Origin of the sequence: Metallumcola ferriviriculae (assembly GCF_035573695.1) — a bacterium.
GTDB lineage: Bacteria > Bacillota > JADQBR01 > JADQBR01 > JADQBR01 > Metallumcola > Metallumcola ferriviriculae.
In genome coordinates, this window is record NZ_CP121694.1 from 3,095,825 (window position 1) to 3,115,525 (window position 19,701).

At 45.0% G+C, this 19,701-nt stretch carries 20 protein-coding genes and 1 other annotated feature; of the genes, 1 reads left to right on the top strand and 19 read right to left on the bottom strand.

Features of this window, described 5'->3' with window-relative positions; translation table 11 throughout:
• Nucleotides 1–131: 131 nt before the first annotated feature.
• From mltG to MFMK1_RS15335, 5 genes are all read right to left on the bottom strand, one after another.
• Nucleotides 132–1,211, bottom strand: coding sequence for an endolytic transglycosylase MltG (gene mltG, locus MFMK1_RS15315; RefSeq protein WP_366922556.1), 1,080 nt, complete (start codon nucleotides 1,209–1,211; stop codon nucleotides 132–134).
• Nucleotides 1,212–1,286: 75 nt separating this feature from the next.
• On the bottom strand, nucleotides 1,287–2,642 hold the full coding sequence (locus MFMK1_RS15320; protein WP_366922557.1) for a VanW family protein: 1,356 nt from the start codon (nucleotides 2,640–2,642) through the stop codon (nucleotides 1,287–1,289).
• Nucleotides 2,643–2,795: 153 nt separating this feature from the next.
• Nucleotides 2,796–3,059, bottom strand: coding sequence for a DUF1292 domain-containing protein (locus MFMK1_RS15325; protein WP_366922558.1), 264 nt, complete (start codon nucleotides 3,057–3,059; stop codon nucleotides 2,796–2,798).
• Nucleotides 3,060–3,094: 35 nt separating this feature from the next.
• Nucleotides 3,095–3,505 carry a Holliday junction resolvase RuvX gene (gene ruvX / locus MFMK1_RS15330; RefSeq protein WP_366922559.1) on the bottom strand — a complete coding sequence of 137 codons (411 nt, stop codon included), beginning with the start codon at nucleotides 3,503–3,505 and terminating at the stop codon, nucleotides 3,095–3,097.
• Nucleotides 3,506–3,560: 55 nt separating this feature from the next.
• The gene (locus tag MFMK1_RS15335) at nucleotides 3,561–3,797 is read right to left on the bottom strand and encodes an IreB family regulatory phosphoprotein (protein WP_366924963.1); all 237 of its coding nucleotides are present in this window, start codon (nucleotides 3,795–3,797) and stop codon (nucleotides 3,561–3,563) included.
• Between the two features lie 171 nt (nucleotides 3,798–3,968).
• On the opposite strand from MFMK1_RS15335, the gene MFMK1_RS15340 reads away from it, so the two are divergent.
• On the top strand, nucleotides 3,969–4,967 hold the full coding sequence (locus MFMK1_RS15340) for a potassium channel family protein (protein WP_366922560.1): 999 nt from the start codon (nucleotides 3,969–3,971) through the stop codon (nucleotides 4,965–4,967).
• Here MFMK1_RS15340 and alaS read toward each other — a convergent pair.
• From alaS to MFMK1_RS15410, 14 genes are all read right to left on the bottom strand, one after another.
• On the bottom strand, nucleotides 4,964–7,612 hold the full coding sequence (gene alaS, locus MFMK1_RS15345) for an alanine--tRNA ligase (protein ID WP_366922561.1): 2,649 nt from the start codon (nucleotides 7,610–7,612) through the stop codon (nucleotides 4,964–4,966). The genes MFMK1_RS15340 and alaS overlap by 4 nt on opposite strands.
• Nucleotides 7,613–7,707: 95 nt before the next feature.
• Nucleotides 7,708–7,926: a binding site (T-box leader), on the bottom strand.
• A 57-nt stretch (nucleotides 7,927–7,983) separates the two neighbouring features.
• A complete protein-coding gene (locus MFMK1_RS15350) occupies nucleotides 7,984–9,027 on the bottom strand; it encodes an AI-2E family transporter (protein WP_366922562.1) in 1,044 nt (347 codons plus the stop codon).
• A gap of 38 nt (nucleotides 9,028–9,065) precedes the next feature.
• The gene (locus MFMK1_RS15355) at nucleotides 9,066–9,257 is read right to left on the bottom strand and encodes a hypothetical protein (RefSeq protein ID WP_366922563.1); all 192 of its coding nucleotides are present in this window, start codon (nucleotides 9,255–9,257) and stop codon (nucleotides 9,066–9,068) included.
• A gap of 12 nt (nucleotides 9,258–9,269) precedes the next feature.
• Nucleotides 9,270–9,431 carry a hypothetical protein gene (locus MFMK1_RS15360; RefSeq protein WP_366922564.1) on the bottom strand — a complete coding sequence of 54 codons (162 nt, stop codon included), beginning with the start codon at nucleotides 9,429–9,431 and terminating at the stop codon, nucleotides 9,270–9,272.
• A gap of 103 nt (nucleotides 9,432–9,534) precedes the next feature.
• The gene (locus MFMK1_RS15365; RefSeq protein ID WP_366922565.1) at nucleotides 9,535–10,500 is read right to left on the bottom strand and encodes an electron transfer flavoprotein subunit alpha/FixB family protein; all 966 of its coding nucleotides are present in this window, start codon (nucleotides 10,498–10,500) and stop codon (nucleotides 9,535–9,537) included.
• A 61-nt stretch (nucleotides 10,501–10,561) separates the two neighbouring features.
• Nucleotides 10,562–11,314: an electron transfer flavoprotein subunit beta/FixA family protein gene (locus tag MFMK1_RS15370; RefSeq protein ID WP_366922566.1), complete on the bottom strand. Its 753-nt coding sequence runs from the start codon at nucleotides 11,312–11,314 to the stop codon at nucleotides 10,562–10,564.
• Between the two features lie 87 nt (nucleotides 11,315–11,401).
• A complete protein-coding gene (fadR, locus tag MFMK1_RS15375; protein WP_366922567.1) occupies nucleotides 11,402–11,989 on the bottom strand; it encodes a fatty acid metabolism transcriptional regulator FadR in 588 nt (195 codons plus the stop codon).
• A 125-nt stretch (nucleotides 11,990–12,114) separates the two neighbouring features.
• Entirely contained in the window at nucleotides 12,115–12,894 is a 780-nt protein-coding gene (gene codY, locus MFMK1_RS15380) for a GTP-sensing pleiotropic transcriptional regulator CodY (RefSeq protein ID WP_366922568.1), read from the bottom strand.
• A 29-nt stretch (nucleotides 12,895–12,923) separates the two neighbouring features.
• The gene (locus MFMK1_RS15385; RefSeq protein ID WP_366922569.1) at nucleotides 12,924–14,768 is read right to left on the bottom strand and encodes an AMP-dependent synthetase/ligase; all 1,845 of its coding nucleotides are present in this window, start codon (nucleotides 14,766–14,768) and stop codon (nucleotides 12,924–12,926) included.
• A 273-nt stretch (nucleotides 14,769–15,041) separates the two neighbouring features.
• Nucleotides 15,042–16,127: a tRNA 2-thiouridine(34) synthase MnmA gene (gene mnmA, locus MFMK1_RS15390; RefSeq protein WP_366922570.1), complete on the bottom strand. Its 1,086-nt coding sequence runs from the start codon at nucleotides 16,125–16,127 to the stop codon at nucleotides 15,042–15,044.
• 38 nt (nucleotides 16,128–16,165) lie between these two features.
• Complete coding sequence (gene nifU / locus MFMK1_RS15395) at nucleotides 16,166–16,537, bottom strand: Fe-S cluster assembly scaffold protein NifU (protein WP_366922571.1); 372 nt, start codon at nucleotides 16,535–16,537, stop codon at nucleotides 16,166–16,168.
• Entirely contained in the window at nucleotides 16,527–17,729 is a 1,203-nt protein-coding gene (gene nifS / locus MFMK1_RS15400) for a cysteine desulfurase NifS (RefSeq protein ID WP_366922572.1), read from the bottom strand. Before nifS ends, nifU begins: the two co-directional genes overlap by 11 nt.
• Nucleotides 17,730–17,744: 15 nt before the next feature.
• Nucleotides 17,745–18,197, bottom strand: coding sequence for an RrF2 family transcriptional regulator (locus tag MFMK1_RS15405; protein WP_366922573.1), 453 nt, complete (start codon nucleotides 18,195–18,197; stop codon nucleotides 17,745–17,747).
• 221 nt (nucleotides 18,198–18,418) lie between these two features.
• Entirely contained in the window at nucleotides 18,419–19,693 is a 1,275-nt protein-coding gene (locus MFMK1_RS15410; RefSeq protein ID WP_366922574.1) for a replication-associated recombination protein A, read from the bottom strand.
• Between the last annotated feature and the right edge of the window lie 8 nt (nucleotides 19,694–19,701).

Sequence of the window (19,701 nt, forward strand, 5' to 3'; positions counted from 1 at the left end):
AATAACCCCCATGTATAGGAAATTATCCACAACCCATAATTTCCTATACATAGACAAAAGGTGTGGCATTCGCCACACACTTCATAGTCTTAGTATTATAACATATATTTCCACGAAGCAAAAACCACCAACTAATGTCGGTATTGACGTATCGCCCTGTTATGTTCGGCCAACGTCTTGGTAAATTCGTGGCCGCCGTCAGGTTTGGCGACATAGAAAAAATAGTCTGTATCAGCTGGATAAAGGGCTGCTTCAATAGCAGATCTACCCGGTGAAGCGATTGGCCCCGGGGGCAATCCGACATTTTTATAGGTATTATATGGCGATTCTACCTCCAAGTCTTCAAACAAGACCCTTTCTTTATGCTCGCCCAGGGCGTACTGTACCGTTGCATCCAGTTGTAAGAGCATTCCTCTCTCTAGACGATTGCTTATCACTGAAGCAATTGTCGACTGTTCAACCTTTTGTTTGGCCTCTCGTTCAATCAACGAAGCCATAGTTACCACATCACCGATATCCAGGTCCATCAGCTTCGCTCGCTCTCGCCAATCTTCCGAAAATACCTCACTGAACCTACGCAGCATTAGATTAATAATCTCTCTTTCGCCAAAGCCCTTGGGTATTTGATATGTATCTGGGAACAAATATCCTTCCAGCCGGTGTTTGTTCTTGGGCAGTCCCTTGATAAAGGAATAATCAAAATCTCCCTCTTTCACAAGATAAAGGAACTTTTCCTTATCCACAAATCCCTTATCCGACAGCAATGCAGCAATTTGGTCAACCGTATAACCTTCAGGAATAGTAAATGAATAAGTCTTTACCTGACCACTGGTAATTTTATTAACTATTTCCGGTAAGGACTTGGATGGGGAAAATTCATATTCACCGGCTTGCAGACGGGTGTCTAATTTATGCAAACGAGCGTATACAGTAAATAATAATCTATGGCGTATAAGACCCTCTTTCTGCAACAGCTTACCTATCTCATTTGAAGATGATTGCGGCGGGATAAAGACTACCTTTGACGGCGAAGGGCCATCAGTCATTGGCCGCATCATCTTATTAACCTGATAGAAACCTGCCCCACTAAAGATTAGCAGCAAGACCACTGCTATCGCCACAAAGCCTAAAATCAGCTTTTTAAGCCGATTTGTCTTTTCTCTTCGGTCATAATCCTTTTCAACAATGTTGGTCTTAGATGACTCGGACATCATTATCTCCCCCAGTAGACAACATCTTATCTACTATATTATACAAGTTTCCAGGTCCCCTGCCAACCCTGTGTATTATTCGACATCACCGGCGCCTACACGCAGAATTTTACTTTGACTTGGATAGGTATCCCTAGATACCACTTCTCGAGATAGTTCTTCACCCTTCATCATAAGCACTTTTTCTACCCTTACCTGAAACCCGACAATACCTTGTTGCTCAATAAAATTTTTACCCTTAGGTATCCGGGCGTCTTCTTTAATTATTGTTTTATAGGGAATTTTCCGTTCCACAATGCTCCTTAACTCGACTTCTGCCGGGTCAGGGGTGCCGAACAGACGTACATTAAAGCTGTTATTATCCACGGCAGTTTTGATTACCAGATAATTACCAGTGTTATTGGTGAACTTAAAGTCTTTGGCACCGTATGCCACGGTGGCATCCTGACCAAGGGGCACATAACCTATCAGCAGTGAATGGCGATATCTTTCTAATACTGGTAAATTAGCTCGTAGTACTGCATTATAAAGGGTGGAAGAGACCTGGCATACCCCGCCTCCAATCCCCGGAACAAAATCATGGTTAACAATTATCAACGCGTTTTTAAAACCTCGCTCTGCCGTCCTGGGTCCCACAGTATCATTAAATGAAAAAACTTCTCCCGGGGCGATTTCCCTGCCATCCAAATTAGCTGCTGCAACGCGTATGTTTTCTACCCTTGGCTTGTTAGATGGATTAAAATCGGTTACATATTCTGCCACCAGACCAGTAATACCTTTTTGTCGAACATCATTACTGCTAATTTCCGGCCAAATCGGCGTAGTGCTGACGGGAACAAATCCTTTGCCTTGAAGGGGCAATACATCCAGCAAGTTCGCCATCGTCTCTTCCACTACCAATTCCCGGCCCACCCGGGACGGTCGAAGGACCACCTGATCCCCCCGGAATTCTAGTATGGCATTTACAGGTTGACTATTAATTAAGCCTGCCAAACCGGAAACCTTTTCTTTGATTTTTTTCTCATCCCATTTAATTTTTATCGGTATATCATGACCCTTATGCCTTAGCTGCCACCGCTGTTTTATTTTATGCCAAAGAGATCCATTCTGTCCATAATCTAAGGCATCAGTTATCAACTGGTCTAACGGTACTGATATGCCCAGTTGGCGGTATGTAAACACCTTACTGCCATCGCCATAGTTCAAGGATATATCCTGAGCCAACAATTGGTCCTCTTTCTTCATCAAAACTTTTTGGGCTTCCTCGGCCATCAATCCCCCCACGTCCTGGCCCCCTATTGACAAGCCAGGAAGAATGGTAGGCAGCGGTGACTTCTGCTCGGTAAAACCAAAAAGCAGTGCTGAAATAAAAAGGCCGAAAGCGAGAAAACCACCAACAAGAGACAGTCTATGCCGGAACAATGCACCCAATAAAAGCACCCCTTATATGTGTACTAATATTACTGTATTCAAGCACCACCTTCGCATATCAAGGGAAAAATTGGAAAAGCGAAAAGGGATTACCATAAAATCGGTAACCCCCTCACTTAGGTTAGTTAATTTGAAGCAGACCAGAAATGCTTCTTACTGGGTTTCTTCGGAAATAGTTTCCTGCCATGCTGTTGCTACCATGTCCCACTCATCCTGGTCTTCGATAGCAAAGAGGAAAGTATCCCCCTCTTCATCCTCGCCAACCTTTAGTATCATAGCTTCTTCAGCATCAACTTCATCAGGAAGCAGTATAGCATATTGTTCTTCATCAATTTCCAGCATATCGATTATTTCAAACCTATGTTCCGCACCGGTTTCGTCGGAGAGAACAATTATGTCCTTTTCTTCTTCAGTCATAGCGATCACCCCTTTGGTAATTTGTGCCACAGAAATTACTGTTTGGAATCTAAATATCCCTGCAGAATAAATACAGCAGCCATTTTGTCAATAACCTTTTTGCGCTTTTTCCGGGATAAGTCAGCGTCCAACAGCGTCCGCTGCGCTGCCACGGTAGACAGTCGTTCATCCCATGTTTCCACAGACAACGGAATCTTATCTTGCAATTGTTCAATAAATTCCTCTGTCTTTTCCGCTCTGGGCCCGTAGGTTCCATTCATATTGCGCGGCATTCCAACCACAATTTTCTCTACCTCATATTGGGAACATAATGCCGCCAACCGCTGCCAATAGTCAATCTTTTCATCCCTTCGCACCGTTTCAACACCTTGAGCAGTCAATCCAAGTAAATCACTGACAGCAACACCGATTGTTTTGTCCCCTACATCCAGACCCATTAGTCTCATTATGCCACCTCAAAATTGATTGCATACAAACAAACCTCATATCAACGATATGAGGTCATTCGGCTTTGTTTAAGTATTCCTTGACCAATTCTTCCAGCAGTTCGTCCCGCTCTAATTTGCGAATCATATTGCGAGCATTTTTATGACTGGTAATGTATGCAGGGTCGCCGGATAGAAGATAACCTACAATTTGATTAATCGGATTATATCCCTTTTCCTTTAACGCATCAAAGACACTGAAAAGTATATCCCGGGCGGCTATTTCCTGTTCCTTATCCACCTTAAACATCATTGTCTCTTCAAACTTATCCTTAGGCACTGTCCCACCCCCTGCGTCATTACTATACCTATTGTATTCGCTGTCTATCTATATATTCCTCTAAACAATCCAAATAATACCTATCTCGCGAAAAACTTTTGTTTACCCGTGAACATGTGGTAAAATTATCCTGAGGTGTTGCCTTTGGATGCTGTAAAGAGACTGTTTTTAGCATTGGCCCTGATAAGTCTGCTGATACTGGTGGGCGTAGTTACATTTATTTACCTTGAGGGCTTTACACCCCTAGAAGCGCTATGGCTTACCGTTGCTAGTCTATCCACTGTGGGTTATGGTGACATTGTACCCCATACTGATGCAGGGCGCCTTTTTGCTTTGTTTCTCATTGCCGGCGGGGTGGGACTTTTTACATATGCTTTAGGTACCATAATTGCTATTGTGGTAGAAGGTCATCTCACAAATGTATTGGGGAGAAAGAGGATGGAAAAGAAAATCCAAACATTACAGGATCATATTATTATCTGTGGTGCCGGTAGGGTAGGCGAACAGATTATTGGTCGGCTGAAAAAGGAAAAAGCACCTTTTGTGGTCATTGACTTAGATGAGGACAAGCTTAACCATTTACAGCAGGAAAAAATATTTGTTATTCAGGGGAATGCAACCGAAGATGCGACTTTGGCCCGAGCAGGTATTACTAAAGCCAGTGGCCTGGTCACGTCCCTACCCGATGACAGTGAAAACGTCTTTGTCACCCTTACGGCCAGGGGCATGAACCCAAATATTAAAATTGTTTCCCGGGCAAATTTGGATTCATCGACACCGAAACTGCGCCGCGCAGGCGCTGATAAGGTAATATCTCCGGCTATCATTGGCGGACGGCGAATGGCCATATCTATTCTTAAACCTGCCAGTGTAGATTTTGTGGAAACCTTGATGTACGACAGCGGCCTGGAATTTGAAATAGAGGAAATTCGGGTTAATGAACTTTCGCTGTTGGTGGGCAAAGAATTGAAGGACTCCCGCATCAAACAGGAGTCCGGTGTTATGGTAGTAGCTATCAAACGCCAATCAGAAGAGGTAATTCATAACCCCAATTCAGATACTATAATTCAGATGGGCGACTTATTAATTGTACTGGGCACCCGCAAACAGCTAGAACTTTTGGAAAAACTGGCTGCTGACTAGCCCAACTGCTCACGAACCACCTCTGCTGCTTTCTCCAAAGCAGCAGTTATTTTTTCTGGCTCCTTACCGCCGGCCTGAGCCATATCGGGACGGCCTCCACCTCCACCGCCGGCAATTTTGGCAACCTGGCCAATAAGTTTACCGGCATGAATTCCCTTGGGCAGTAAATCTTTGGTAATTGCTGCAACAAAGTTAACTTTTCCTTCTGCCACAGCCCCCAATACAATTACCCCCGACTGCAGTTTATCTTTTAAGATATCTGCCATGGAACGAAGGGCTTCCATGCCATTAGCCTCTACCCGCACAGCCAGGACTTTAATACCTTCTACATCCACGGCGGCATCCAGCATATCTTCTGATTGGTAACCTGCCAAGCGGTCCTGAAGACTATTTACCCGGCGTTCCAATTCCTTCGCCTGCACTATCAAATCTTCAACTCTATGCGGTACTTCTTCGGGCCTGGTCTTCAAAAGCTGAGCGCCTGTTTCCAGTAGCTCCGCCCGCTTGTTAAGAAACTCCAAAGCACTGGCGGCGGTTAGGGCCTCAATGCGCCGCAGTCCCGCCCCAATACCGGCCTCACCGATAATTTTAAATAAACCTACTTCCGAAGTACTATCGACATGGGTACCACCGCACAGCTCCATGGAGTAGTCACCCATTTTCACTACGCGCACTTCTTCGCCGTATTTCTCGCCAAAGAGAGCGGTAGCACCCATTTCTAAAGCCTGCTGGTAAGACGTTTCTAACGCCTCAACTTTCAGTCCGTTTAGGATTGACCGATTTACCCGCTCTTCCACCTGAGATATTTCTTCATTGGTTAATGCATCAAAATGAGCGAAATCGAATCTCAACCTATCTCGTGCAACCAGTGATCCCGCTTGGTTAACGTGGTCACCGAGCACTTCTCTTAATGCTTTATGCAGCAGGTGAGTAGCTGAATGGTTTTTTGCAGTTGCCTTTCTTTTTTCTTGGGCAACCTGCACAGTTACCGTATCACCCACGGCGATGCTTCCTTTTTCCAGCACCACCTCATGAATTATCTTGCCATCAGGCAGGCGCTTACAATCGGTCACCCTTGCTTTTATTGCACCACCGACAATTGTACCACTATCGCCAACCTGACCGCCTCCTTCAGGATAGCAGGGGGTTTCTTTAACCAGCAAAGCACATTCGTCGCCCGCGGCGACCTTATCTACTTTCTTCCCATCCACTATCAAGCTGAGCACTTCCGTATCCTTATTTAAGATGTCGTAGCCGACAAATTTGGTAGGTCCTAAATCGCCTAACAGATTAGTAAAAGCAACTGCATCATCCCATGCTTTCACATCTTCCCGGGCTGCCCGGGCCCGCTGCCGCTGTTCCTCCATTGCTTGCTGAAATCCTTCCTTATCCACCTCTAGTTCATTCTCTTCAGCAATATCTTCAGTTAAATCCAGGGGGAACCCATAGGTATCATAGAGAACGAATGCCTCTTTACCGCTGATGACTTTACGCCCTTCTTGTTTCACTTTAATAACTATTTCATTTACTACCTTGATGCCTTCGCTTAATGTATCTCTAAATTTTTCTTCTTCTATCTTAATTATTTTCGCCACATGTTCATGCTTGGCTGCCATGTCCGAGTATGGCTCACCCATCAATTCCACTACCTTAGGCACAAAACGGTAAAGAAAGGGTATTTCCATATCAAGCACCTTGCCAAAACGAACCGCTCTCCGCAGAATCCGTCTCAAAACATAGCCGCGACCCTCATTAGAAGGGAGTACGCCGTCGCTGATAAGAAAAGTGCAGGCCCGAGCGTGGTCGGCAATAACTCGGAAAGGAAAACCACGGCCATCAGGATGATATTCTTTGCCGCTCATTTCTTCCACCGCAGATATTAATGGCCTAATCAAATCTGTATCAAAGTTGCTGTCCACGTTCTGTAGTACCGAAGCAACTCTTTCGAGGCCCATGCCGGTATCAATACTGGGGCGGGGCAGGGGAGTCATCTCTCCATTCCCATCACGATTGTACTGCATAAATACTAGGTTCCAAATTTCCAACCACCGGTCACAGTCACATACCCCCAGGCCACATTCCGGTTCTTCACACTTATATGATTCACCACGGTCAATAATTATTTCACTGCAGGGGCCACAGGGACCGGTATCTCCCATTGCCCAGAAATTGTCTTTTTCCCCGAGACGGACAATTCGTTCCTTAGGAATATCAGTAAGTTCCAACCAAAGGTCATAGGCCTCATCATCATCCAGATAGATAGTAGCCCAAAGCTGCTCTTGGGGAAGCTTAAGATCTTCGGTAAGAAACTCCCAAGCAAAAGTTATCGCATCCCGCTTAAAGTAATCGCCAAAAGAAAAGTTCCCCATCATTTCAAAGAAAGTATGGTGCCGAGCAGTACGCCCCACCGTATCCAAGTCATTATGTTTGCCGCCGGCGCGTACGCATTTTTGGGCAGTGGTTGCCCTTTTGTAGGGGCGCTTGTCCATGCCTAAAAATACATCCTTGAACTGGACCATCCCGGCATTTGTAAATAATAAGGTGGGGTCGTCAGCGGGTACCAGTGCAGAGCTTGGGACAATGGTATGTCCTTTACTCTCATAATAGTTTAAAAACCTTTGCCGTAATTCTTTTCCCGTAATCAAAATTTCAACACTCCTTTTTTTGTTTGATAAGCATCGCCATTATAAACTTTTTGACCGGGCGGCCAGGTTTTTTAAATAAATAAAACCCCGCCCATTCCAGGGACGAGGCATCTCGCGGTACCACCCTAGTTACCGGCATCTATGATACCGGTCACTCAATTCAAGCCCGTTTAACGCACGGCTTACGGGCAGTTTGGATTTTAGTTTCACTGCCGGCTCCGGGGCGGCTGTCAGTTACCGTTTTGGAAAGACTTTCAGCCAAGGTCTTTCTTTCTGGACCACAGTAAGTTGACTCTTCCCTTCACAGCCATATATGTAACAAAATTTGCATTAATTATACAAAAGAGCAGCATTTTTGTCAATTCAAACAATTACCCTGCCGCAGCATTCCAACGATTAAAGAAATAACTTAACAGGATTCTGGATACAGCCGTAACCGGCACCGCCAGGAGCATCCCAACTATACCAAATAATTCTCCACCCGCTAAAAGAACAAAAATTATCACCAATGGATGCAGTCCTAAACTATCCCCGAGAATTTTGGGGGAAATGATATTACTTTCTAACTGCTGTACTATTACCATCACGCCAACTGCATAAAATGCTTGATATTTAGATTGCAATAGAGCAAGGGCCACCGCGGGAACCGCACCAATAATCGGACCGAAATAGGGAATAATATCTGCTATTCCAGCCACGATACCTAACAGCAAAGCAAATTTCATCCTAATTGAGGCTAATCCTAAGGCTGTCAGGGTTCCTACGGTAAAGGCCACCAACAAATGCCCACGGATAAACTTGGTCAGCACCACATCTATTTCATGGAATAAAAAAGCCGCCTCCTCCCGCCACCCTGTGGGCAGCAAGCTAAAGGTATAGCGCCCCAATGTCTCCCAATCCTTTAGCATGTAAAAGGCCAATACCGGCGCAATTATCACACTCAACACCTGCGAAAACAAACCGATAATACTATCCGCCACGGATTGAACTGCAGCAATCAGCATATCTTCCGCGTCGGCAAGTGTTTCGTCAGTGACCTGCTTGATACTCTCAGGAATGTTACTGCGGCTATAGTCACCACGCACTGACCTGAGATATTCCTGTACCTGTTGGGTATAATAAGGAATAGCATCAGCAAACCGGTTTAATTCACGGACGACTTTCGGTACACCGTAGAGAGCCAATATCACAACCACAGTGATTACAGCTGAGTATACAAGAATAATTGCTAACACTCGGGGTACCTTTAAATCCCCAAGTTTTTTTACCACCGGATTTAAAAGATATGCAATCACCAAAGCGATAATAAAAGGCGGCAGGATAGCTCGAATCAGATAAAGCATGTACCCTGCCACCGAAACCACTATTAATATAGCAACGATAAACAATAATCTCTTGGAAATTCGCACCAGCATAGTTTACACCTGCTTACAATGATAAAGCCAGGTTAATCTCATTTTTTCCATAATCCAGAAATGCCATCTGTTACTTCATCCATCAAGTCGTCGCCATCATCCTCCATGCGCCGCATCTTGCTGCGCATCCGGTTGCCCAGTGGTTTCCGGTCCGGACCCATAAACATATTAGTCATCATCCCAAGTATGCTTCCTGTGACCAATCCTTTAAAAAAGCCGCGTTTAAACAATGTACTCACCCCCTAATTACTATATACAGGTGTTTCAGTACCCACTAATGACCCGTCTTCTTCCACCATAAATGTTTCATTTTTATCATTAAATTCTATGAAGCATTCCCAGCAATAAAATTGGTTTACACCAACTTTACCGGTGTTCTTGCTGCCACATCCCGGGCATAACATCGTAAAACCCCTTTCTAAAAAACTTTCTCCTCTATTATGACCTGAAAGGGGATAAAAAATGCGTGCCCCACAATTAAGGCACGCATTAAATTTTTTTTTATTTTTATAAAACCTTTTTAAACTCCTCGGTAAGTACCGGTACAACCTTAAACAAATCATTTACAATGCCGTAATCTGCCATATTAAAGATGTTTGCTTCTTCATCCTTGTTAATGGCGGCAATGTATTTTGAAGAACTCATGCCTGCTAGGTGCTGGATAGCACCGCTGATACCGCAGGCAATATAAAGTGTTGGTGATACGGTCTTTCCTGTCTGTCCCACCTGATACTGATGCTCACGCCATCCGGCGTCTACTGCTGCCCGGGATGCACCTACTGCTGCTCCGAGTACGTCTGCCATCTGTTCCAAAATATCAAAGTTCTCCGGTCCTTTCATGCCCCGACCGCCGCTGACGATGATGTCTGCCTCGGTCAGCAGTACTCTGCCGCCGCTTTGCTGCTTTACTTCTTTTACTTTGGCGCGGATGTCTGCTAGGTCCACATCTACTGTTTCTATGTTGGCGCTTGTTTCAGCTGCTTCGCCGAGGTCTTGGACGTTGGGCCGGAAGGTTGCTACTACCGGTTTGGATAATACTTTGCTCTTAGTGAATGCTTTGCCGGCGTAAATGGGGCGGGTAAATACTAACTGGTCCGCTTCTACTTCTACGGCGGTTATGTCGCTGACCATGCCGGCTCCTGCTTTTTGGGCTACCCGCGGTGCTAGGTCTTTACCAAATGCGGTGTGCCCAAAAAATACTGCATCGGGTTCATTTTCTTCTATCAGCTCACTGATTACTTGACTGTATCCCTCGCTTGAATAGGTGCCTAGCTCTTCGTCTTCTGCTACGTATACTTTTGCTGCTCCGTAGGCTGCCAGGCTATCTGCCAGTCCTTCTATTTCGTCACCTATCAGTACTGCTTCTAATTCTGTTCCCAATTCTTCGGCTAATTCTTGTCCCTTACTCAACATTTCTAAGCTTACTTTCTTTAATTCGCCGTCACGCTGCTCGGCGATTACCCATATAGCCATGTTTCTCCCTCCACTTTTGTTTTGATTTGGTCTTCTGTTGCTTTTTTTATCTTTCTTTATCTTAGATTACTTTGGCTTCTTCTTTTAACAGCCGCACTAATTCTTTCCCGGCTTCTTCGGCTTCGCCTTCGATGATTTTCCCTGCTTCTTTCTTGGGCGGCAGGAATATTTCTAATATTTCTACTTGCTTTTCTACTTCGACTCCCAGCTCTTCGGGTGTTACCTGCTTTAGTTCTTTTTTCTTGGCCTGCATAATGCCTTTCAGGCTGGGGTAGCGGGGTTCGTTTAATCCTTTTTGACAGGTGACTACTGCGGGCAGTGGTGTTTCTACTATTTCACTGCCTCCTTCGATTTCTCGAGTACATTCGGCTTGACCGTCTTTTAGCTCTAATTTGGTTACTACGTTTACCTGGGGCAGGTCTAATTCCTGTGCCAGTCGGGTTGCTACCTGGCCTGAGCCGTCATCGATGGCTACATGGCCGCCTAATATTAGGTCGTATTCCATCCCTGCCACTGCTTTGGCCAGTACTTTCGCTACGGCGTATTCGTCTCCCTGGGGGTTTTTCACCAGCATGGCTTTGTCTGCACCCATCGCTAATGCTTGACGCAGTGCTTCCTGGGCTTGGTCATCTCCTACGCTGATTACTGTTACTTCTCCTCCCTGGGCTTCCTTGATCTTCAGGGCTTCTTCCACGGCAAATTCGTCGTAGGGATTGATGATATGCTTGATCCCCTGGGTTGCGATTTCACCGTCTTTTAGTTCGATCTTTGCTTCGGTGTCGAAGGTTTGCTTAAGACACACTATGATGTTCATTGTTTTGACCTCCTTTGGTTATTTAGTATTTTTAATATATTTAAGTGCCTAGGTGAATGACACATCATTCACCTAGGCACTTAAAAACTATTTAGCAACAATCCCACTACTTAATATCTTCAGTACCGGTTCGACCAAGGATAGCAGTGAATATTCTTTTTGAGATAATACCCAGCACGTAACAACCTCGTCCATCGTACCGAAAATCATTTTTCTTGCTGTCTTGACATCTATCCAGTCATTAAATTGCCCTGTTAGTTTCCCGTTCTCCACTACTTTTTCTATTGCTTCAAAATATTTCTTTAACGGCTGTGAAATGCCCTGGCGAATTTGCGGATCAGATTGACGGAGTTCAATCTGGGTTACCACCGCCAAATCCGCGTCGGCAGCTAGATGTGAAAAATGCCGTCTGACCAGTGTATGCAGCTGTTCAACCGCATCCTCTTGGCTAGAAAGTTCTTGGGACACAGCAGCAATAAATCTACCCATTTTTTCCGTAAACAAGGAGATTAAAATATCCTCCTTATTTTCAAAATAAAGATAGATGGTCCCATCAGCCACACCGGCCTCTTTAGCAATTTTAGTTACCTGCGCCCCATAATATCCGTGTCTGGCAAAGATTTTGACCGCTGCGTCAATGATGGCCTCATATTTCTCTCCCTTACGCTTAGGCATTCCTGCACCTCTTCCCTAAATGCTGCTCCTGGCTCTTTATGACCAATAATTTCTTGTATATCATATTACACCGCCTATTTACTGTCAAGAAATAGGAAATTATCCATAGTTCCTTTGTCTAGGCATCAAGAAACGGGTTTACGCACACCCTGGAGTTTTCCTGAAAGGTATTTGTTAAGTATCCGTATATATGTGCCCTTAACGCCCAATGATCTTGCCTCAAGCACTCCTGCGCTTTCCAATTTCCGTAATGCGTTGACTATTACCGACTGGGTGTAGCCGATTCGATTTGCCACACGAGCAGCCACAAACACACCTTCACCATCTTGCAACTGATTAAGAATATACTGCACTGCCTCATTTTCAGAATGTGACAAACATTGAAAAGCATGTTCAACCGCAGCCTTTTTACGAATTTCTTCTTCAACCAAGTCTGATTGATTGTAAACTATTTCCATACCGATCACCGCTGCACTATACTCTCCCAATATCATGTCTTCCTCATTTTGGGCAGTCGAATATTTAACCAACAACAAGGTTCCCAACCTCCTGACACCAGAAAGTACCGGGGCGATTACCAGAGATCGGTACGAGAGCGAACAGGTAGCCTGTGGTTGAAAAATACAATTATTATCTCGATATACTTTTACACAACTGCTCCTTTCCTGCATCAGCATGGCATTAAAACTGGCAGGCAGCCTCCCCCAACTTGCACTGATACCTTCTTCACAGGAAAAGTCGCTGGCTGCCGCGCCAAGAATGGTCCCATGCTGGTCGGCGAGATAACAATTGGCAGCGGTTACCTCAGAAATCACAGATACCATCCTTGAATAGTTAATACTGCCAAAACCTTTTTCCTGAAGCAGTGTATTCACCCGTCTTGTTTGAGTCAGTAAGTCATGCATACTTTCACCTCTTTAGGTCTTTAGGTCGGCTAACCGGAAACGGTCTTGCCGCCAGATACATTTTCCACGCCCGAACTGACGGAACCAATAACGTCCTGGGGACCGTACATACTATTAAGCAGATGACTATATTTTTTACTGATTACTTTTCGCTTAATCTTTAATGTCGGTGTCAATTCCCCCTCTTCCTGGGTAAGTTCCTGGGTTAATAGACGAAACTTTTTCACCTGCTCAAAATTGGGCAGGTCTTGCTGCAGCTTATCCAAATGCCGCTGTAATTTTTCAATTATTTGTTCATTCTCTACCAATTGTTCAGTGGAAGTATAATCAATGTTCCTTTTCTTCGCATATCGTTCTAAGTTCTCAAAATTAGGTACTATTAAGGCAGCGAGATATTTTCTTTGGTCGCCAAAGACCACTACCTGGCTGATATATTTATCTGACTTTAGCAGGCTTTCGATATTTTGTGGGGCAACATTCTTCCCACCGGAGGTTACAATAATATCTTTTTTTCGATCAGTAATTCTCAGCATTCCCTGCCGGTCTATCTCCCCGATATCACCGGTATAAAACCACCCGTTTTGAAAGCTTTCCGCAGTTTCTTCCGGCCGGCGGAAGTAACCACTGGAAACATTTGGTCCTTGGGCGAGTATCTCACCATCTTCGGCAATCTTAATGCTAACACTGGGCAGCGGCGGCCCTACAGTACCAAACTTAAGTTGGCGGGAATTGTTAACTGAGAGCACCGGAGCTGTCTCAGTCAATCCATATCCCTCATAAATGGTTATCCCCAAGGCATAAAAAAATTCTCCAATTTCCTTAGTGAGTGGTGCTCCCCCTGACACAAAGTAGCGCAGCTTACCACCAACCTGTTGCTGTATTTTTCCAAAAACCAGCGCCTCGGCTGCTTGATGCTTCAGCTTCAACAGCAGACTCTTTTGACTGTCGCTAAATTTATACCGTTGGCCAACTGCCAACGCCCAATCGAACAGTTTACGCTTTAACCATGACCCTTGGCTGACGGACTGTTTTACCGCTACGTACATTTTCTCATAAAGCCTCGGTACGCTGATGACCAGTTCCGGTCGCACCAGCTTTAGTTCTTCGGGAACTGTCTGGAAACTCTCAGCGTATGTAATGCGCACGCCGGCATATAACATCAAATAGTAACCAATGGTTCTTTCAAGCACATGACTTAATGGCAGAAATGACAGACAAGTATCAGTGGGCCTTATATCCATAATCTCGAAACAATCTTCTAAATTCGCAAGAAAGTTTCTATGGGACAGCATTACTCCTTTTGGATCTCCGGTGGTACCAGATGTGTACACCAGTGACATCAAGTCATCTGGCTTTAAAGACTTAGTCCTTTTATCCAGCTCATCGGACCTGGCGTGGTTTTCCTTACCCAATTCCAATAACTCATCAAATGTCATGATATCCTCATCGCTGCTGCCCTGCCAACCATTAATGACCATAATCTTTTTCAGACGGGGCATTTTATGTCTCATGGATATTACTTCCTGTAACTTCTCCTTACAACCCAAAATAATGATTTCCGCTTCGCAATGATTAAATATGTAGCTAATCTGCGTCCCCTTGTTAGTGTGATAAATTGGTACGTTGACGGCGCCTGCGGCAATAATCCCCAGGTCTGCCATGGCCCATTCAGGGCAATTGCCTGACATCAGACAGACTCGGTCCTTTGGCCTAACTCCCAAAGCGATTAATCCCAAGGCCGCATCAGTAACTTTATCCCCCAATTGCTTCCAACTGATGTCACGATATACCCCATCCACTCTTTGAGATAAAGCCGCTTTATCCCCAAACCTTTCTACCCTTTCAAAAAACATATTGACAATGGTCTTACCCATTCATAAGAACCCCCCACCCGCTAATTTCTCGCTCTTCGAAATATTCTCTTAATTAAGGCCAAGCAGTGACTGAATGTTCATTCACTTACCTAAAAAATAATATAAATTGCCCTGAAAGTCAAGTATTTTTTGAAAATTCGCATATGGATAAACTTGTGCTTTCTGGCATTAGCTTGAGAAACTTAACTCCTTTTTGATGGACGTTACAACCAAATACTTTTTCCTAAACATAAAAAAAGACAACTCCCACTTTCGAGAGCTGCTAATTTTTTGTTACCGTAATGGTTTTTCAATAGTTCCGCCACCCATTACCAGATCATCCTGATAATATACAACCGCTTGACCGGGAGTTACTGCTCGCTGAGGTTGTTTAAATTCCACCTTTACTCGGCCTTCTTCCCCGGGAGAGACCAGTGCCGGTACCGGAGGAGCTTTGTAGCGAATTTTTACCTTTACCTCCACCGGGCTTTCCAAGTGGTCAAAAAGAATAAAATTATTTTTATTTGCCGTCAACCCTGGACTAAAGGTTTCTTCATGGCTGCCAACAATAACCGCATTACGCCGTACGTCAATGTCAACTACATAGATGGGTTTTCCCATAGCGAGGCCCAAACCATGACGCTGACCGATGGTATAGTAGGCTATCCCTTGATGCTCACCAATTTTATTGCCCTTGGTGTCCAAAAACGGACCAGGTTTAATCCGTTGACCGACCTTATCCTTCAAAAAATTACGATAGTTGTTATCGGGAACAAAGCAAATCTCCTGGCTTTCCGGTTTGTGAGCAACCACCAACCCCATTTCTTCCGCCATCTGACGAATTTCCGGCTTGGTGAATTCTCCCAGCGGCATCAGTGTACGCGAAAGTTGCTCCTGATTGAAGCCATAAAGCACATAGGTTTGATCTTTATTGCTGTCCTTTGCTTTTGCCAATACATAACGCTGCCTGTCGTCATCAAAGTATATACGGGCATAATGCCCGGTGGCAATCAAGTCCGTGCCTATCGCCAGGGCCTTTTGCAGCAATGCTTCAAACTTAACGTGTTGGTTGCAGGCGATACATGGGTTTGGTGTTCTGCCTGACAAATAGTCTTCGATAAAATAATCAATAACTTTTTCCTTGAAGTAATCCCTAAAGTTCATTACGTAATAGGGAATCCCCAGCTTGTCGGCCACAGACCGGGCGTCATCCACCGCAGACAGCGAACAACATGACCCTTCTATCTCGGGATGCGGTTGATCAGCAGGCCAAATTTGCATGGTTACTCCCACAAGATCGTAGTCGCTTTCTTTTAAGAGAGCAGCGGCAACAGAACTATCCACGCCTCCACTCATGGCCACCAATATTTGTTTTGTCATATGTCCCACCTCAAAAAATCAGGGGGCTTAAAGCCCCCCTAGCTTGCCTGCTTCTGCTTGTAATCTTCAATAGCTTTGTGCAGTGCATCCGCTGCCAAATTTGAACAGTGCATTTTGGCCGGCGGTAATCCATCTAATTCCTCTGCAACATTTTTATTACTTATTTTCAATGCCTCTTCAATAGTTTTCCCTTTCACCATCTCAGTTACCATACTGCTGGTTGCAATTGCTGCTCCGCAGCCAAAAGTTTTAAACTTTACATCGGTAATAATATTATTCTCTACCTTAATGGAAATTTTCATGATATCTCCGCAGGTAGGGTTCCCCACTTCGCCGCTGCCGTCAGCATTATCAAGTTCCCCAACATTGCGCGGGTTGGTGAAATGATCCATTACTTTTTCACTGTACATGCTCATAACACTCCTTCTGCTTGCAAGCTTCCTTGCGTTGATATAAGGGAGACATAGACCGCAGCCGCTCCACTATCTCCGGTAATACTTCCAAAACATAATCAATATCTTCTTGTGTGTTGGAACCGCCCAGTGTCATGCGCAGTGAACCATGAGCAATTTCATGAGAAAGCCCGATGGCTAGCAAGACATGGGACGGGTCCAAAGAGCCTGAAGTACAGGCCGACCCGCTGGATGCGGCTATTCCCTTCATATCCAGACTTAATAATAATGATTCACCTTCAATGAAGCGAAAGCTGATGTTGGCGTTACCGGGAAGACGTTTGGTACGGTGTCCGTTGATACGAATATCAGGAATTCTTTCTTCAATGCCCGTTACCAACTTGTCCCTTAATCCGGAGAGACGCTTCATTTCCCCTTCATAATCCCTAGCCGCTATTTCCGCCGCTTTCCCAAAACCCACAATACCCGGCATATTCTCGGTACCCGGGCGCCGCTTTTTTTCCTGTCCGCCACCCAGTGTAAAGGAAGGTACTTTAACGCCTTTTCTGATATATAAACAACCGGCACCTTTGGGGCCATATATTTTATGAGAGGATGCAGTCAATAAATCAACATTCATCTGCTTGACATCTACGGGTATTTTACCATAGCTTTGTACCGCATCTACATGAAAGATAATTCCCTTTTCTCGGGTTATGGCACCTATTTCCTCCACCGGTTGAATAGTACCGATTTCGTTATTAACATGCATAATGCTGATAAAAGTGGTATCTTCTCTAATAGCTCGCTCCACCTCAGCCACGCTGACCAAACCCTCTTCATCAACCGGCAGGTAAGTGACCTCAAAGCCGTTCTTTTCCAAATGCTTAAAAGCATCTAATACAGCATGATGTTCAACCTGGGAGGTAATGATATGCTTGCCTTTTTTCTCGTTGGCATGAGCACTGCCAATAATGGCCATATTGTCCGCCTCAGTCCCACCGCTGGTAAAAATAATTTCCTTTGGGTCAGCTCCCATCAAAGACGCGACCTTTTCCCGTGCTTCCTCTAGTCCTTTTTTAGCTTCCCTGCCGAAACTGTGAATACTGGAGGGATTACCCCAAACATCAGTTAGGTATTTGTTAATAACGTCAACCACTTCCGGATGTACCGGCGTGGTGGCACTATGATCCAGATATACTTTACGCACTGCTATGACGCCTCCTTAAATGTAATACATGTAATAATCGTTTTCTTGACGCGCCTTTGCCGCATCATCGCACATATCCTGCAGTGTGATAGAATCCAACACTTCAGTAATACTGTCCCGTACTCTTTTCCAGATAGTTTTGGTAATACAGCTCTCCCCCCGGGAACATTCTTCCGGGTCCTCTTCACTGACGCAATCCATGGGGGCGATCGGGCCTTCCAAAACTCTGATAATGTCCCCTACTCTAATTTCTTTCGGTTCCCGGGCCAACAGATACCCGCCCTGGGCACCGCGAATACTTTTGACTAAACCCGCCTTACGCAGTCCCGCGATCAACTGCTCAAGATAGTGCTCAGATATCTCCTGTCGCTCCGCAACGCTCTTCAGCGAGATGGGACCTTCTCCGTAGCGCTGCGACAAGTCAAACATGGCTCTGAGGCCGTATTCTCCTTTGGTGGAAAGCTTCATATCCTCACCTCTTTTGTAAACCCTACTAATTTCCTCGGTATTAATATCATAGCAAATCCCTTATGGTTTTGTCAATGGTAAAACCCGACTCAATCACTCTGATTTATTATTAATTTTCCTTATGCCAACATATTTATACAAGCAAAGCTTATCTGTGGTGTTTGAGCAAGCAGCATTATCAGGATTTCCGTTATTAAAAAGCGATAGAAAAAACGGCCGGGTTAACTTTCTTCACCCTGGCCGTCTGGCTTATAAAATTTTTGCCCCACCAAGTTATCGGGCAAATACTGTTGTTCTACATAATGCCCAGGAAACTGATGTGGGTATTGATAGTCCCTGCCATGACCCAGCACCTTGGCTCCCGAGTAATGACTATCCCGAAGATGTAACGGAACCGGTTGGGCCCGCTGGTCATTCACCGCTAAAAATGCCCTGTCCACAGCTTCAATTACCGAATTGCTTTTGGGTGCCTTGGCAATATAAATAATTGCTTGGGCAATAGGTATCCGTGCCTCTGGCATACCTAGCCATTCCAAAGCATTGGCGGCAGCATGAGCTAAAAGCATGGCTCTTGAGTCCGCTAAACCCACATCTTCTGACGCATGGACAATCAGACGACGAACCAAGAAACGTGGTTCCTCACCAGCTTGCACCGCCCTGGCAAACCAGTAAAGAGCAGCATCAGGGTCACTTCCCCGGAGGGATTTAATAAAAGCGGAGATAACATCATAATGATTATCCCCATCTTTATCATATCTTAATATTCGTTGTTGAATTGATTCGGCGGCAATATCTTCATTGATACGCCGTATCCCTTCTTCGGGCGGCGTAGTAAGCACAGCCAATTCCAGGGCGTTTAAAGCATTGCGGGCATCACCGTTAGCCATCCTAACGAGGTGCTGCAAAGCAGTCTCTTCTAGTTCAACCTGATAGCTACCCAGGCCCCTCTCCTGATTTCCAAGTGCCTGGCGAAGTATTCGTTCCACCTGTTGGTCTGAAAGCTCTTTTAAGGTAAATATCCTTGAACGACTTAAAAGAGGTGAATTAACCTCAAAATATGGGTTCTCCGTAGTGGCACCAATAAGCACCACCGTCCCTTCCTCAACTGCGGGCAGCAGGGCATCTTGCTGCGCTTTATTAAAACGGTGAATTTCATCCAAGAAAAGAATGGTTTTTTTCTGATAATATTTAAGGTTCTCCCTAGCCTCATCAATTACATTACGTAAATCCTTTACACCTGCGGTAACCGCATTCAGACGCACAAACTTAGACTTGGTCATGCCGGAAATAACCATAGCCAGGGTGGTCTTTCCGGTACCCGGCGGTCCATAAAAGATCACTGACGTTAATTGGTCCGCTTCTATAGCTCTACGCAGAAGCTTACCCCGGCCAACGATATGTTCCTGACCGATAAAATCATCCAAACTGCGGGGGCGCATGCGCTGTGCGAGGGGTTCCGCCCTCTTTTTATTGTCAGTGAAATCAAAAAGGTCCATAGGATCAC

What these genes read in the sequence shown, in the direction of transcription:
- MFMK1_RS15410 (WP_366922574.1), bottom strand. Translation starts at nt 19,693, where the DNA reads ATGGACCTTTTTGATTTCACTGACAATAAAAAGAGGGCGGAACCCCTC.
- MFMK1_RS15350 (WP_366922562.1), bottom strand. Translation starts at nt 9,027, where the DNA reads ATGCTGGTGCGAATTTCCAAGAGATTATTGTTTATCGTTGCTATATTA.
- fadR (WP_366922567.1), bottom strand. Translation starts at nt 11,989, where the DNA reads ATGCCTAAGCGTAAGGGAGAGAAATATGAGGCCATCATTGACGCAGCG.
- mnmA (WP_366922570.1), bottom strand. Translation starts at nt 16,127, where the DNA reads ATGACAAAACAAATATTGGTGGCCATGAGTGGAGGCGTGGATAGTTCT.
- ruvX (WP_366922559.1), bottom strand. Translation starts at nt 3,505, where the DNA reads ATGAGACTAATGGGTCTGGATGTAGGGGACAAAACAATCGGTGTTGCT.
- MFMK1_RS15405 (WP_366922573.1), bottom strand. Translation starts at nt 18,197, where the DNA reads ATGAAGCTTTCCACCAAAGGAGAATACGGCCTCAGAGCCATGTTTGAC.
- MFMK1_RS15325 (WP_366922558.1), bottom strand. Translation starts at nt 3,059, where the DNA reads ATGACTGAAGAAGAAAAGGACATAATTGTTCTCTCCGACGAAACCGGT.
- MFMK1_RS15370 (WP_366922566.1), bottom strand. Translation starts at nt 11,314, where the DNA reads ATGAACATCATAGTGTGTCTTAAGCAAACCTTCGACACCGAAGCAAAG.
- codY (WP_366922568.1), bottom strand. Translation starts at nt 12,894, where the DNA reads ATGCATGACTTACTGACTCAAACAAGACGGGTGAATACACTGCTTCAG.
- mltG (WP_366922556.1), bottom strand. Translation starts at nt 1,211, where the DNA reads ATGTCCGAGTCATCTAAGACCAACATTGTTGAAAAGGATTATGACCGA.
- MFMK1_RS15365 (WP_366922565.1), bottom strand. Translation starts at nt 10,500, where the DNA reads ATGGCTATATGGGTAATCGCCGAGCAGCGTGACGGCGAATTAAAGAAA.
- MFMK1_RS15360 (WP_366922564.1), bottom strand. Translation starts at nt 9,431, where the DNA reads ATGTTATGCCCGGGATGTGGCAGCAAGAACACCGGTAAAGTTGGTGTA.
- MFMK1_RS15335 (WP_366924963.1), bottom strand. Translation starts at nt 3,797, where the DNA reads ATGATGTTTAAGGTGGATAAGGAACAGGAAATAGCCGCCCGGGATATA.
- MFMK1_RS15385 (WP_366922569.1), bottom strand. Translation starts at nt 14,768, where the DNA reads ATGGGTAAGACCATTGTCAATATGTTTTTTGAAAGGGTAGAAAGGTTT.
- nifU (WP_366922571.1), bottom strand. Translation starts at nt 16,537, where the DNA reads ATGTACAGTGAAAAAGTAATGGATCATTTCACCAACCCGCGCAATGTT.